General features: G+C 34.9%; 14 protein-coding genes and 1 other RNA gene. 12 read left to right on the top strand and 3 right to left on the bottom strand.

Features of this window, described 5'->3' with window-relative positions:
- The first annotated feature begins 62 nt into the window (after positions 1 to 62).
- Together FSZ17_RS14760 and FSZ17_RS14755 are read left to right on the top strand one after the other, a co-directional pair.
- Positions 63 to 335 (top strand): hypothetical protein, encoded by a 273-nt coding sequence (locus tag FSZ17_RS14760; RefSeq protein WP_057771323.1) that lies wholly within the window; start codon positions 63 to 65, stop codon positions 333 to 335.
- A gap of 207 nt (positions 336 to 542) precedes the next feature.
- Positions 543 to 929, top strand: a complete 387-nt coding sequence (locus FSZ17_RS14755; RefSeq protein WP_057771322.1) for a YppE family protein — start codon at positions 543 to 545, stop codon at positions 927 to 929.
- A 74-nt stretch (positions 930 to 1,003) separates the two neighbouring features.
- Here FSZ17_RS14755 and FSZ17_RS14750 read toward each other — a convergent pair whose 3' ends face one another.
- Positions 1,004 to 1,186 (bottom strand): YppF family protein, encoded by a 183-nt coding sequence (locus tag FSZ17_RS14750; RefSeq protein WP_057771321.1) that lies wholly within the window; start codon positions 1,184 to 1,186, stop codon positions 1,004 to 1,006.
- Positions 1,187 to 1,542: 356 nt separating this feature from the next.
- Here FSZ17_RS14750 and FSZ17_RS14745 point away from each other — a divergent pair, with 356 nt between their 5' ends.
- From FSZ17_RS14745 to FSZ17_RS14735, 3 genes are all read left to right on the top strand, one after another.
- Positions 1,543 to 2,115, top strand: a complete 573-nt coding sequence (locus FSZ17_RS14745; protein ID WP_057771320.1) for a YppG family protein — start codon at positions 1,543 to 1,545, stop codon at positions 2,113 to 2,115.
- A gap of 235 nt (positions 2,116 to 2,350) precedes the next feature.
- Entirely contained in the window at positions 2,351 to 3,214 is an 864-nt protein-coding gene (locus tag FSZ17_RS14740) for an ABC transporter permease subunit (RefSeq protein WP_057771319.1), read from the top strand.
- Positions 3,207 to 5,615, top strand: a complete 2,409-nt coding sequence (locus tag FSZ17_RS14735; RefSeq protein WP_057771318.1) for an ABC transporter permease subunit — start codon at positions 3,207 to 3,209, stop codon at positions 5,613 to 5,615. The genes FSZ17_RS14740 and FSZ17_RS14735 overlap by 8 nt, the downstream gene beginning before the upstream one ends.
- A gap of 110 nt (positions 5,616 to 5,725) precedes the next feature.
- Here FSZ17_RS14735 and FSZ17_RS14730 read toward each other — a convergent pair whose 3' ends face one another.
- Complete coding sequence (locus FSZ17_RS14730) at positions 5,726 to 6,193, bottom strand: Hsp20/alpha crystallin family protein (protein WP_057771317.1); 468 nt, start codon at positions 6,191 to 6,193, stop codon at positions 5,726 to 5,728.
- Between the two features lie 621 nt (positions 6,194 to 6,814).
- Here FSZ17_RS14730 and hcp point away from each other — a divergent pair.
- Entirely contained in the window at positions 6,815 to 8,107 is a 1,293-nt protein-coding gene (gene hcp / locus FSZ17_RS14725; RefSeq protein ID WP_057771316.1) for a hydroxylamine reductase, read from the top strand.
- Positions 8,108 to 8,187: 80 nt separating this feature from the next.
- On the opposite strand, the gene FSZ17_RS14720 is transcribed toward hcp, so the two are convergent.
- Positions 8,188 to 8,880, bottom strand: a complete 693-nt coding sequence (locus FSZ17_RS14720) for a Crp/Fnr family transcriptional regulator (RefSeq protein WP_057771315.1) — start codon at positions 8,878 to 8,880, stop codon at positions 8,188 to 8,190.
- 172 nt (positions 8,881 to 9,052) lie between these two features.
- On the opposite strand from FSZ17_RS14720, the gene FSZ17_RS14715 reads away from it, so the two are divergent.
- The 6 genes from FSZ17_RS14715 (at position 9,053) to rnpB (ending at position 14,966) form a co-directional block, all read left to right on the top strand.
- Entirely contained in the window at positions 9,053 to 11,353 is a 2,301-nt protein-coding gene (locus FSZ17_RS14715) for a DEAD/DEAH box helicase (RefSeq protein ID WP_057771314.1), read from the top strand.
- Positions 11,343 to 12,575, top strand: a complete 1,233-nt coding sequence (locus tag FSZ17_RS14710) for a ribonuclease H-like domain-containing protein (RefSeq protein WP_057771313.1) — start codon at positions 11,343 to 11,345, stop codon at positions 12,573 to 12,575. Before FSZ17_RS14715 ends, FSZ17_RS14710 begins: the two co-directional genes overlap by 11 nt.
- Positions 12,576 to 12,943: 368 nt before the next feature.
- Complete coding sequence (locus FSZ17_RS14705) at positions 12,944 to 13,237, top strand: CotD family spore coat protein (RefSeq protein WP_057771312.1); 294 nt, start codon at positions 12,944 to 12,946, stop codon at positions 13,235 to 13,237.
- Between the two features lie 309 nt (positions 13,238 to 13,546).
- A complete protein-coding gene (locus tag FSZ17_RS14700; protein WP_057771311.1) occupies positions 13,547 to 14,110 on the top strand; it encodes an SLOG family protein in 564 nt (187 codons plus the stop codon).
- Between the two features lie 83 nt (positions 14,111 to 14,193).
- Positions 14,194 to 14,493, top strand: a complete 300-nt coding sequence (gpsB, locus tag FSZ17_RS14695) for a cell division regulator GpsB (RefSeq protein WP_057771310.1) — start codon at positions 14,194 to 14,196, stop codon at positions 14,491 to 14,493.
- Positions 14,494 to 14,574: 81 nt separating this feature from the next.
- Positions 14,575 to 14,966: RNase P RNA component class B (gene rnpB, locus FSZ17_RS14690), an RNA gene on the top strand.
- Positions 14,967 to 15,119 lie beyond the last annotated feature (153 nt).

Here is a 15,119-nt window from a genome sequence, read left to right as displayed (position 1 = left end):
TAGTCATCAGATAAAAAAACTTTTAAAAAATTGAGATTGCTTATTTTAAGGAGGGCGAGAAAATGAATGAAAAAATAATGCCTAAAGAGGAATTGATAAATATGCTGAATGAAATTTACGATCAGCTTGAGGAGTTAGAGGGTGCAATAGAATCAAACTTTTCGAATGCCCGTCAAAAATGGCAAGATGAATGTGCGATAAAAATGAGGAACTGCTCAGAGGAAATTCGTTCACTCGAAACGAAAACCGCTAACCTTTATGATTTCAATGGAAAATTAGATAAAAAAGGTACTCATCATCATCCAACAGGCATTAAGCTTGAACTTGGGTTTTAATTACAATAAAATAGGGTCATTATAGTAGCTTAATTTATTAAGCTGCTTTTTTAGCTAATAGGAATGTTTAAGTTTATTAACGTACTAAAGTAAAGTGTGTTATCAATTAAATATTTGCTAATAAGATCGCATAAGAAAAACTAAGGCATTCGCCAAAAAGGACTTGGCGAATGCCAAGTTTTTCTAATTATTCGGAGCTGATAAATAATGGATAAGCAGAATGAGCTTATAGCACTAACAAGCCAGCTATTAGAGCGTATTAATAAAATGACAGAAAAGTATTCAATGGTAAGGGAAACAGGAAAGAGTGGAGATTTTTATGAAGAAGTCAAACCTTTTGCCGACGAAGTAAAGTTACTTAATGACAAATGGAAGAATGAAGCAATTAAATGGATTACAGCAACAAGGCCGAAAAACCTGTATCCCCAGCAGATTGAATCTACAAATGAACATATTGAAACGATTTCAGTCCAAGCTTTTTTCCCGGAAACAAGTCGATCAAGATTTAAAAATTTAGTGGCTTCATCTAATTTTGTATTAAATCAAGTGCTTCAGTTATTATTGAATGAAGAAATGGGCTCTCCGCCATCTTAATAAAATAAGAGGTGAAGAGCCCTTCATAATAGGTTCTTTATTGAATTGTATTCTAGTTTTCTATGAGGAATAGTTTAAGAGAAATCTGGAAGCTCTGCACCCTGTGCCTCGAGTTCACGAACAAGCTTACGATAGACTGAAATACAAATATCATCATGAATATAAGCCTTTTTCGTAAAATCAAGCAATTCATTTACATTTTCTGGACTATAATTCCTAGTTTGAAGAAACTTCATTGTTAGTTCGTGAACATTCATTTTATTTCCCTCCTCATAATTGTCATTCCCGCCATTTGTGTTAAGCTTATTAGCCAACACTAGTTCTATAAACATTTTAATGACGAAAATAAAGAAATAAGAGCTAATTACTTTTTTTATATCCTATCATAAAATAAGTAGTGATCTTTATTTTTTTAATATTAAGACTTCCGACATGATTCTTCATTGTTAGACATCAATAGTAAGCGCTTTCAGGACATTCACATGATGGGCATTATTTTCATAAAATATAGAAATAATCATTTGATTTTTTGGCAAGCATTCGCTAAAAAGGACTAGGCGAACGCCAAGTTTTTCTAATGAGTTTTACTGTTAGTAAAGGAGGAAGTTAGCAAATGTTCGGTCGTAGAGTACCAAACTTTTATATTAATCACTCTTACCCGGATTATCCATTTACCAATGAAACAGGATTTATCTCCCAAAATTATTGGAGACAACAGCAATTCCCTTATTATCCTGCAAATATAGCACCATACAATCACCAACTCCAGCAGCAGCCATTTTTCGGAAATCAGACTTTTCACCCAGATACTTATCCATATGCTCCTTCACAAAATATGATGCATAATCAATACCAAAATGCAGGATTTAATATGCATCAAACAGAAATGCAAATGCCATCAAGCAACTACACTCAGAGTATTTTTCAAAATCCTTTGGAACCAGAACAGAACCAAATGGCTCAACCTCAAAATCCTTACATGTCCAACCCATACATGAATCCATATCCGAAACAATCATTTGTTCCAAAGCAGCCATCTGGCGTTCAATCAATAATGAATTCCTTTAAAGCACAGGATGGCTCAATTGATATTAATAAAATGATGAATACTGCTGGGCAAATGATGAATGCAGTTAATCAAGTCTCGTCACTTGTGAAGGGATTGGGTGGTATGATTAAAGTCTAGGAAAGAGAGTATACATGGATGAACAATCCCTAATAACATAATCATAATTTGACCTACTTTTAGTGATAGTTCTTGCAAGACATATGACTATCAAATAGAGTAGGTCAATTGAGTTTTATTTAGAGTGATAGAGGAAAAAAATATATATAGAATTATAGGAATTAACTAAATTTTATTGACAATTAATAAAAAAGAATGAAAAAATATAGAAATAATAGCAGAGGAGGAAAAACATGTGTTACGAACGATACAACAAATTGTAATTATTTTCCTGTTAATACTTTCTCTTGCTGCATTACCTATGATGATTGAAGTTAATTCTGTAGAGAAAAGTTTAGATTGGAATTTTGAAAAATTACCTGAGATTTTTGGTGATTTTATTTCTGAAATTAGTAAAGGGAGTCTAGGTACTTATCAATTAGGGACCCAGCGGCGTGCAATCGAAGAAGACATTGGTGATAACTTCTTTACTAGTTTAAAGATTATGCTCTTAGGTGTAAATGCAGCTGTTGGTATCAGCCTGTTTTTTGGAATTTTTATTAGTCGCTTTCATTTAACAAAAGTATTTAATTTCGTATTGAATATTTTATCAGCAATTCCAGATTTTATTATCATCATCATGTCTATGATACTTGCTGTTAAAATCTATAAGATGACAGGAATAAGAATAATGTCATTACGGCCAGATGCAGGAGCATTAAATCTTTGGTTTCCGACGATTCTCGTCAGTATAGCACCAACACTGTATTTATTTAAGCTTGTCACTGTTAAGTATTATCAAACAAGTGGAGAAGATTATATTAAAACTGCAGTTGCGAAAGGAATGAGCTTAAATTATATTAATTTTCAACATGTTTATAAAAATGTTGAGCCCTTTATTAAAGCAGAACTAGTTAAGGTCATATCATTAGCAATTGGAAATCTCTTTATTATTGAATACATAATGAATGTTTCAGGAATAACAAAATTTATTTTTCAGAGCAATGAGATACAGCCAATAGCCATTGGGCTATTTTCGATGCTTCTAATTTCAGCCATTGTGTATACATCTGTCAGACTCGTATTCTATCTTTTTAAACGAGGATTTATTTATGAATAAACTTTATAAACTTAATTACTCTTTATATTTAGGAATCTTTTTTGTATCTGTTTTAATCTTTCTAAGCATTTTTGGTCCGATTCTGGCTCCATATTCATTGACAGAATTGCTAGAGACTCAATATACGAATGGAAAAGTACTAGCACCACCATTGGAACCGTTCGAAAATGAAAGCTATCCATTAGGAACAGATAAATGGGGCTATGATTTACTGACGATGGTATTGTACGGAATCCGTTATACTGTGTTGATTGCATTAGCAGTAACGTGTATAAAAATGCTATTTGGCACGGTTTTTGGATTATATATTGGAACATGGAAAAAAACGCCTAGCTGGGTTATTGCCTTCGAGAATGCTTGGAGTTATGTTCCGTTGTTTCTAATATTATATTTTTTTATGAAACCGATTAGTTTTAATAGTATTTTAGAAACAAGTACTCTCGTCTTCTATTTTATTATTCTTGCTTCTGTAATTAGTATTCCAAGTATTGTTTCCTCCGTAAGATTGAAAACGAATGAATTGTATAAATCTGTATATATTGAGGCAGCAAATATTCTTGGAGCTAGCAGGAACAGGTTAATTTGGAAGCATATTTTTCCTCAATTAAAGGAAACGATTTTAGTTATGTTCATATTAGAAATTGTGTATGTCATAACGATTATGGGGCAGCTTGCATTAATGAATATTTTTGTCGGTGGAACGATTGTTAGATTTGATCCTCTTATATTTTTATCCACTACGAAGGAGCTATCAGGATTAGTCGGACAAGCAAGGGGAAACATTTACGGGAATACTCATATACTGGTTGTCCCATTAATTATTTTATTATTTACAACTATTTCATTTAGTTTACTGGCAAATGGTTTGAAAAATCGCTTTCAATCAAACTATTCAAGAACCCCATGGATAAGGACAGGACAAATTCAAATATTAAAACCAATTAGAAAACAGTACAATAATAAGCGGAATTTTTGGAAGCCAAGTGGAGAAAAGCTTGCTCTCATGGGATTGCTCCTTATTTTTATTAGTGCAAGTGTATATGTTGTAGTAACAAAAGATAATGATGTTGGCGTTAAAAATTACAGCAAAGCTAAATATGATATTCAATTTGAAATGGATAAAAATGGAGTTTTTAAAACTGAAGCGAATATACTTGTGAAAAATTTATCAGATCAAAAATGGGATGAACTCATTTTTTACTTTATTCCAAATGTATTTAAAAAAGGTCATCATTTTCAATCAGTTAAGGGCTATTCTGAAATTAATATGGGTGAAATCAAGATCAATGGTGAAAAAGCTAAATATAGTTTAGAAAGGGATACGCTGAGAATTAATCTTCCTACAGAAATGAAAGATAAAAAAAGATTTAAGGTAAAAATCGACTATGAATTTACAGTGCCAGAGGAAGGTGTTCGCTTTTCGAAGGAAAAGGATAATTACTATTTGGCTCAATGGTATCCAATGCTTGCAACTTATCAAAAGGGAAAGTGGAATAAGGAAGAATATTCCGACGGAATTGAAACCTATCATACAGACTTTTCCGACTTTGAGATTGCATACAAGCTACCCAAGGGGTATTCATTCATTTCATCTGCTGAGAAAGATCCACAGCTTAAAAATAATGAAGGCAAAGTAAAGATAAATAAAGTTAGAGATTTTTTTGTTGCGATCATAAGGGACATGGATGTTCATGAGGAGATAGCAAATGACGGAGTAAAAATTCGTTTATTCTCTAAAAATGATCATCATAAAGATTTGAAAGAAACAATGACCCTTGCTAAAGACGCATTGTCGTTTTATCAGGATAACATAGGAAAGTACCCTCATAAACAATTAGATATTATTCTAGATAATGGTCTGTTTATGGAATACTCTGGAGTTGTCACGATTAACCCATATATTGAGGATACTTATTTCTATCGAAACGCAATTGTACATGAAATAGCCCATCAATATTTTTATGGTGTTGTTGCAAATGATCAGTATAATCAAGCTTGGGTTGATGAAGGGATGACTGAATTTGCAACCTCGATGTATTTTTATGCTGGTAAAAATCAAACCGAAAGACATGCTTTTAGTATTCCGTATCGCCGTATAGAAAGAATCGCATCGTCAGAACCTCCACTAGGGAGACAATATTCTAATATTCCGTTAGATAAAATGAAGAACACTGGATTTATATATGGTCAGCCTGCCGTTGAATTATTGAAGATGATGAAGGACAAATATAGAATGAAAGGAGAAGATGTCAAAGAGGTTAGCATGCAATTTCTTTCAGACTATTATCATCATTTTCAATACAAAGAAGTAGATACGAATGAGTTCATAAGGTTTACAAAAGATTATTTCAGTGTTCCTTCAGGTTATTTTAATCGTTGGCTTGATACATCATTAGAGTAACTTCGGATTGCAAGGACATCTGTCGAATACTAATTTTTCTAATGCTATTTTTCAGCAGACTTTTAAATGTTAGCTAATAAAGAAACAAGCAGTTTATCGCTGCTTGTTTTTTATTTGATTTCATCGATTATGATTTTTTTTCCTACCTGTTTCGGAATACGTATTTGTAAAAGACCATTCTGATAAGTCGCTTTTACTTTTCTTTCATTAATGGGTTGCGGAAGAGGGATGGTTCTACTTGATCTATGCATAGATTGCCGCCGTTTAACGAATTTCTGATTTTCATCCTCTTCAGTAAATAATTCATTTGAATTAATAGTAATAGTTATATAATTATCCAGCACATCTAGTTGAATTTGTTCACGCTTTACCCCAGGAAGTTCTGCAGTAATAATATGCTCACCTGCGGTTTCATGTACATCAATATGAAATGATGAATGAAATGGGGAGGGGTTTTTAAAAAAATCATCCATCGTTTGTAAAAAACCCTTAACAGGCTTCTCGTGGAAAAATTGATTCATTGATTTCATTATTTCGCCAAACGGTTCATTTTTTTCCTTTCTTCCTTGATCACTCATATTTTCATCTCCATTCATGAAATAAATATGGCACAGCCACCATATTCTATGAAAATAATTAGGCATTTGTTCCACGTTAAGAAATTATAAATCGCCAGTGCAGAAGATAATCCGACACAATTCCAATTTTAGGAATTAAGAACGATGGAAAGGACAAGGAAGGCTTCGATAGCATTCACATCGCACGAAGGAAAAGCGATAGCTTTTGCGAGGATGTCCTAGTCGGGCGAATGCCACAGGACATGGAGAGCTTCGTCAGAGATACATCGCACGATCAAAAGAGAAGCTTTTGAGAGGACGTGGCATGTATGAGCGCGAAAGTGTAACTACTCCTCTGTCTTCGCCTTTCCAAGGCTCGCCAATCGGCGAGTTTTCATTAGCTAATAGGAAGTTTAAGTTTATTAACGTACTAAAGTAAAGTGTGTATTCAATTAAATATCTGCTAAGGCATTCACCAAAAAGGACTTGGTGAACGTCAAGTTTTTCTAAAAATTTATTTCATGTTTTTCCAATATTGAACACTTCTTGACAAAAGAAAAAATGTGATCTGCGTCACACTGTAAGTGCCTACTAAACTGTATGCTAAAGTCTGTTCAAGTAATTAATGAGGAGGAATTTTTCATGTTTTGTTACCAATGTGAGCAGACGCCAACTGGGGGATGTAAAGTAATCGGTGTTTGTGGAAAAGATGAAACAATCGCAAGCTTACAGGATACAATAATTTTTGGGTTGAAGGGTATTGCCGCTTATCGTACACATGCGAATCAGTTGGGATATACAGATCCATTTGTCGATGCTACAACACATGAGGCCCTTTATTTAACATTAACTAATTCTAACTTTAATGTTCAGGAACATATAGAAATGGCGATGAAGGTCGGACGTTCTGCTGTTAGAGTAATGGAAATTCTTGATGAAGCCCATACAAAAAGACTTGGTATTCCAGAACCGATCCGTGTTTCACAAAATAAAATTGAAGGTAAATGTATTATTGTTACAGGGCATAATTTATTTGCACTTCAAGAGCTATTAAAGCAAACAGAAGGAAAAGGTATCAATATTTATACCCACTCGGAAATGCTTCCAGCACATGGCTATCCAGAATTGAAAAAATATCCTCATTTGAAAGGGAATATCGGTAAAGCTTGGTATGACCAACGACGCTTATTTGAAAAATTCCCAGGAGCGATTTTGGCAACAACGAACTGTGTTATGCCAATTAAAGGTACATATGCTGACCGCATGTTCTCCTATGAAGTGGCAGGTCTTGAAAATGTTTTGAAAATCGAAAATGATGATTTTAGCCCATTAATTAGTCGAGCATTAGAATTGCCTGAAGCAAATATTGAATCCGATGAAACTTTATTGACAGGCTTCCATCATGAAACTGTATTAGGTCTTGCTCCTGAGGTCGTTTCAGCTGTTAAAGAAGGAAAGATTAAAAGGTTTTTCGTTATTGCAGGCTGTGATGCGCCAGGCAAGGGAGGAGAATACTATCGTGAATTAGCTACATCCTTACCGCCAGAAACAGTTATTTTAACAACATCTTGTGGGAAGTTCCGTTTTAATGATGTTGACTATGGGGTCGTACCTGGTACAAATATCCCAAGATATATTGATTTAGGCCAATGCAATAATTCCGGATCTACTGTAAAAATTGCAAAAGCATTGGCAGAGGCTTTTGAATGTGAAATTAATGAGCTGCCAGTAAGTATCGTGCTTTCATGGTTCGAACAGAAGGCAGTTGCCATCCTTTTAGGATTGTTTAGCTTAGGAATCCAAGATATTCGTATCGGACCAAAAGCGCCAGAATTTATTTCAGAGGGAGTATTAAATGTCCTTCAAGAAACATTTAATCTAAAACTAATTGGCACAGCTCAAGAAGATATGCAAGAAATGCTGCAATTAGTATAGATCCCAATCTCGAAAAATTTATAATTCTTATCTAAAAAGAGAAGACCCTTAGATTGTCAAAGGGGTTCTTCTCTTTTTTACTAAAAAATTTCTTCCAACAGCCGGTCAGGATCAATAATAATATTCCCTGCTGAGTCAGTTTCAATTAAATGGTCTTTTTTTAGCTTTGTTAATGTTCTACTCACGGTTTCTCTCGTCGTTCCAATCATATTGGCAAGGTCCTTATTCGTGAATTCAGTTTTTAAAAGATACAATCCTTCATCCATTTCTTCCCCATGAATTTTTGCCAAACGGACAAGTAGTTTAATAATTTGTTCATACGTATTATTAAGGATTTGCGACTCCAATCTTTCTTGTAAATCAACGATTTTTTCTCCAAGTACTTTAAATACTTTAATACAAAGCTCAGGATTTTCAATTAATACTTTTTCAAATAGATCAATAGGGACAACGACTAGTATTGAATTTTCTAGTACTTCAGAAAAAGCAGGATACCCGCCTTTACGAAAAAAGCCGACATGTGGAAACATCTCGCCACTTTTCAATATTGCTACGATTTGCTCTCTCCCATTAATATCACTTTTATAAATCTTTATCCGTCCACTTTGTATAAAATATACATTTTCAAGTGGATCATCCTGCATAAAGACATGACTGCCCTTCTTCCATTCCCTAGAGATAGAGATTTCAATAATTTTTTCCATTTCTGAATCACTTAAGTCTCGAAAAAGAGTGAATTGCGACAGTACTTTTTTTATTTCTAAATTAAACATCTTTTCACCTCTGATGGTAAAACCATTGTTGCTAACATTGTAACAAAAAAGACATTTAAAAGAAGTGTTTTTATACTGTAAGAATATGAATGTTCTATGAAGAAAAAGAATAGAGGCTCCCTCTTTTACAACGAACGTTTATTCGCTAGAATAGTAGTATGAGGTGAATAGTATGAAAGTACGGAAAAACTTAAATGAAATCATGAAGGAAATGAAAGAATCAGATCCTTTTAAACATAATATAGTTCATTGGCACACAATTGATGAAAAAGAGGCAAATACTACAGACCTTCCAATAAATTTACATCCCACTCTAAAAGATGCATTACAAAAAAGGGGGATTACGAGTCTATATACGCATCAAAAATTAGCATATGATACGGCTATGAAAGGGAAAAGTCTTGTTGCAGTTACTCCAACAGCTTCTGGGAAAACGTTATGCTACAATCTTCCAGTTTTGCAAACGGTCATAAATGATCCAAGTTCAAGAGCACTTTATATGTTTCCAACAAAAGCTTTAGCACAGGATCAAAAAAGTGAAATAAACGAAATCATTGAAGATTCAGGATTGGCGATAAACAGTTATACATATGATGGTGACACTCCATCAAATATACGCCAGAAGGTTCGGAAAGCAGGACATGTCGTGATAACAAATCCTGATATGCTGCATTCTGCCATCTTGCCTCATCATACAAAATGGGTTTCCTTATTCGAGAACTTGAAGTTTGTTATTATTGATGAACTTCATATTTATAGAGGTGTTTTTGGAAGCCATGTAGCAAATGTTATAAGACGTTTGCAGAGAATTTGTCGTTTTTACGGGAGCGATCCAATTTTTATTTGTACTTCAGCGACTATTGCAAATCCATTAGAGCTTGCTGAAAAGCTTACAGAAAAATCAGTTGAATTAATCAATAAAAATGGAGCACCAAGCGGAAAAAAGCATTTTGTTTTTTATAATCCTCCAATTGTCAATAAGCCATTAAATATTAGAAGAAGTGCTACTTTAGAAGCCAGGAAGCTAGCTGCTGCCCTTTTGGTAAACAAAGTCCAGACGATAATTTTTGCTAGGAGCAGAGTAAGAGTTGAAATTTTGCTGACATATTTGCAGGATTTAATTAAGCATAAATTAGGTCCGAAAGCAATTCGAGGTTATCGAGGAGGTTATTTGCCAACGGAGAGGAGAGAAATTGAGAAAGGCCTTCGTTCAGGTGAAATTTATGGTGTAGTTAGTACAAATGCACTTGAACTAGGAGTGGATATCGGACAGCTTCAGGTATGCATTATGACGGGCTTTCCCGGGACGATAGCAAGCTCTTGGCAGCAAGCTGGCCGAGCAGGGCGAAGGCATGGAGAATCCCTTGTTATTATGGTAGCAAGCAGCAGTCCGCTTGATCAGTACGTCATTCAGAACCCGGATTATTTTTTCAAAAGAAGCCCTGAAACAGCAAGAATAAACCCTGATAACTTAATTATTTTAATTGATCACATAAAATGTGCGGCATATGAGCTTCCATTTAAAGTTGGAGAGCCATTTGGTTCATTTGAAACAGATGAGGTTCTAGAATACTTAGCAGAAGAAAGAATCCTTTTTCAAAATGGAGAAAAATATTATTGGATGAATGACTCATTTCCTGCCCATAATATAAGCCTTCGTTCTGCCTCACAAGAAAATGTTGTCATAATTGATCAATCTGATATTACGAATGTGAAAGTGATTGGGGAAATGGACCAATTTTCTGCCATGACATTACTTCATGATGAAGCTATTTATCTTCACCAAGGTAAGCAATATCAAGTAGAGAAGCTTGATTGGGAGGAGAAAAAAGCATTTGTTAGTGAGGTTAATGTTAATTATTTCACAGATGCCAATCTTGCCGTTCAGCTAAAGGTTCTAGAACAAGATAAACATCGGTTTACAGCTTCGGGTGAAATAGGCTATGGGGATGTAAGTGTCACAGCAATGGCAACACTTTTTAAGAAAATTAAATTTGAAACTCACGAAAATATAGGTTCTGGTCCGATTACTCTGCCTGAGGCAGAGTTGCATACGAGTTCTACATGGTTTTCTTTAAATGAGGATTTTTTAAACAATGATCAAGGACGTTTGGAGCAGGGGCTAATAGGGGCAGCTCATGCGTTAAGACATATTGCACCACTATTTGTCATGTGTGATCCTCAAGATATTCATGTTGTTCCTCAAGTGAAAGCTGAACATAATGAAAAACCGACAATATTCTTCTATGATCGTTATCCGGGTGGGGTTGGATTATGCGAAAAGATATATGAAGGATTCGAACATGTACTGATGGAAGCAGGAGAAATGGTGAATAAGTGTCAATGTGATGATGGCTGTCCTTCCTGTATTGGGACAGACACGTCTTCTGACACAGCTAAAAGAGATGTGCAAAGTATTTTAGCGATTTTTACAAATATGACGATTCGCACTGGTGGAAATCATGTCAATTAAAAGCAAGCTAAATAGATTAAAACCACATTTGTCGACTGATCGTACAGAAAAGGAAAAATTTCAAAGCTCTCACCATGAAGAAATACCTTATAGAGAATTTTGGGTAAAAGAGGGGGTATCCCCATATTATTTCGATGGAGATTACTGCCTTGTGCGAGAGAAAGAATTTCCAATCGACCAGAAACATGGTATTTATTCTTTTTCTCAATTCTCAGATGCAGTTGAAGCGTGGAATTCTTCAAATGTAGATCATCCTCTTTCTGCAGCTGGCTATAAACCAGAAAGCTTTTTTTTCTTTGATACTGAGACAACTGGCCTTGGAGGAGGGGTAGGAAATACGATCTTTATCCTTGGACATGCAAGCTTAATTGATAACAAGGTAAAACTAAAACAACATATTTTGCCACATCCAGGTGCGGAAATCCCTTTGTATAAAAGCTTTCTTGATAGTGTCGATTATAGAACAATGGCAACATATAATGGAAAATCATTTGATTGGCCGCAAGTTAAGACTAGGCATACGCTAATTAAGGAACATGTGCCAAAGCTTCCTCCATTTGGTCATTTTGATCTATATCATGCTTCTAGAAGAATGTGGAAACATAAACTGGATAGAATGAAGCTTTCAATCGTAGAAAAGGAAGTGTTAGGGGTAGAGAGGAAGGATGATCTTCCAGGTTATCTTGCTCCGATGATTTATTTTGATTTTGTGGAAAGAAAAGATCCACAAGGGATGATTGGTATTTTAAAGCATAATGAAATTGATATTTTATCACTTATTAGTTTATATACTCATCTTTCTTTTCAAATACTTCGACTTGATAAGAAACAGACGTCCAGGGAAATATATGAAGTTGGAAGGTGGTTTTCCCATCTAGGGGACTCAGATTCTGCTAAAGAAGTATTTTCACATATTTCACAAGGCAATAATCTTGATTCACTTCATGCTAAACATGCTCTTGCTTATGAGTATAAAAAGCAAAAAAAATGGCCGGAAGCGGAAGAATTATGGATGGCAATTGCAGACGCAGGAAATAACAAAATAATGTTGGAGGCCTGCATTGAACTTGCAAAAATCTATGAACACCGTGAGAAAAACTATAGAAAAGCACTCATTTATACAGAAAAGGCTAAATCAATTTCCCATACTGTAGAGAATAAAAAATCACCATTTTCAGAAGAAGACCTTAATAAAAGACTTGCAAGACTTTTAAAAAAATAATGTTTTCTCATAACAACCACTAATTTCCTAGTTGTATGTCTATAAGGAAAATTGTAAAATGTTTAATTGTGTAGAGTATGGAAAATAGTGAGGCAGATAACATGTATAAAGCAATTTTATTCCTGTTTTTTTTCGTAATTTTATTTACAGCAATTCTTTTTTCAAACATGAAAGACAGTTTTTATAGCATGTTTTAGTAATCGGCAATCGTATATATTTTCATGAATGTTTATTTATACTTTCCAAGAGCTAATTATGCAGTAGTATAAAAAATAGGTATAAATTAGGTTTTTTCATTAGTACAAGAATCCCTTTTTCGACATAGGCTATTAATGTAAATAATTTAATTAAAGAAAGGGGATCTTAATATGTACTGTGGACCTAGACCATCTCATGTTTTGCCTGCGATTGTTCATCCAACAAAATGTTGTGTTAACAATTCTTTTCAAAACAATATCGTCCCACATATTCATCCTAGTCATACAACTAATGTAAACCACGTTCATTTTCAACATGTGCACTCATTTCCACACACTCAATCAGTTGTGAATGAAGTGACAAATCAGCAGTTTGTTGCAGCACCTGGACCATTTCCTGGTGGATATGGCGGAGGTTTCGGTGTTCCAAGACCAGGCATGTTCGGTGGGGGACCGTTTTATTGAAAGTAAAAACACTGACAAGGGCATTTTTGCCCTTGTTATTTTATTATGCATTGAATAAAACTCAGTTTTGATAATGGTGTTTTGTTGTTGATTGGAGTGGAAGGCGCGAGTTCCTCGAAAATGCATTCGCATTTCCTTCGTGCGTGTTTGGAGGAGATTATTCAACTTCCTGCGGGAGAAGCGAGTCAAAGGGAGACCCCGCAGGAGCGCTCTTCGACGAGGAGGCTTCATGACCGCCCGCGATCGCTAAGTGCCTGCAGCGGAAGTCAACAGGAATGTTTATATTAAATTAATAATTGAGGGTTAAAAATGGCTAGTATTGCGGTTGTATCTGGTTATAAACCATATGAAATTGGCATATTTAAAAACGATGATCCTGCTGTTTTGTATATAAAAACGGCCATAAAAGCCAATCTAATTTCCTTATTAGAAGATGGCCTGGAATGGGTAATGATTAGCGGACAGCTTGGAACAGAATTATGGGCAGCTGAAGTAGTTTTTGATTTACAGCTTGAAGGATATGAAGATTTAAAGCTGGCAGTAATTACTCCATTTATGAATCAGGAAGAATCTTGGAAAGAATCGAATAGAGAATGGTACGAATCGATAATCATCCAAGCTGATTTTGTCGATTCTGTTTCTCGAAAACCTTATGAGAATTCTTGGCAATTTCGCCTTAAAAACCAATTTTTTATTCAGAAAAGCGATGTGCTGCTTTTATTTTATGATACTGAAAAAGAAGGTAGTCCGAAGTACATATATGAAGAAGCAAAAAAAGAGCAGGAGAAGAATGAATACGAGATCCGATTGATAAATTTCGATGATTTACAAGTGATTGTTGAAGAAGAACAGATGAAACTTATGGATGATTAAAAATTAATTCAAAAGAAAAATTGACAAAAATGCATATCTTTGAAAAAATAGTGTTGATGATGGTATTACTAGAGGTGATTATCATGCTTTCTGATAAAGTGAAATTAACAGCAAAAGATATTTTGGAAAAAGAGTTTAAAACTGCAATGCGCGGCTACAAGCCAGAAGAAGTAGATAAATTTTTGGATTGGGTCATAAAAGATTATGAGACATTTCATCAGGAAATTGAAGATTTACAACAAGAAAATATGCGATTAAGAAAACAGCTTGAAGATACTTCAAGGCGCCCAGCTACGCAAACAGCGGGAACTACTAATTTCGATATACTAAAACGGCTATCCAATTTAGAAAAGCATGTTTTTGGCAGTAAATTGTACGATTGATGAAAGTTTCCTCAATTTCAAGCTGAAAACCATTGCTATTCACACGAAAGTTACATATAATAACTTTTGTCATCATTAATAGCGTTCGGGTAATCGCTGTAATGAGCGTAAGCGAATTGCAGAGGAAAGTCCATGCTCGCACGGGCTGAGATGTCCGTAGTGTTCGTGCCTAGTGAAATCATAAGCTAGGGCAGCCATTTGCTTGGCTGACGGCAGGGAAAATGCCTAAGTCCATTACTGGATATGGCATGAATACCTTGAAAGTGCCACAGTGACGTAGCCTTTTCAGAAATGAAAAGGGTGGAACGAGGTAAACCCCACGAGCGAGAAACCCAAATTATGGTAGGGGCACTTTCTCTAAGGAAATGAACGAGGAGAAGGACAGGTTCATAAACCTGTAGATAGATGATTACCACCTGAGTACGAGACTAAGGTCGTTTGCAGTACACAGGAACAAAACATGGCTTACAGAACGTTATTAGTGAGATTAATAATTGAGATGAGTGCTCTCCTTAAAGGAGAGCTTTTCTTATTTTTGTAAAGGTCGTTTTTTGTCGATTTTATGACAGCATTTTTTTTCATTGATTAGGCGAAGATGAGGCTGTTCTTGTATAATGGATAAAATA

It is taken from the genome of Cytobacillus dafuensis (assembly GCF_007995155.1).
Classification (GTDB): Bacteria; Bacillota; Bacilli; order Bacillales; family Cytobacillaceae; genus Cytobacillus; species Cytobacillus dafuensis.
This window is presented reverse-complemented; position numbering and strand designations above follow the sequence as displayed.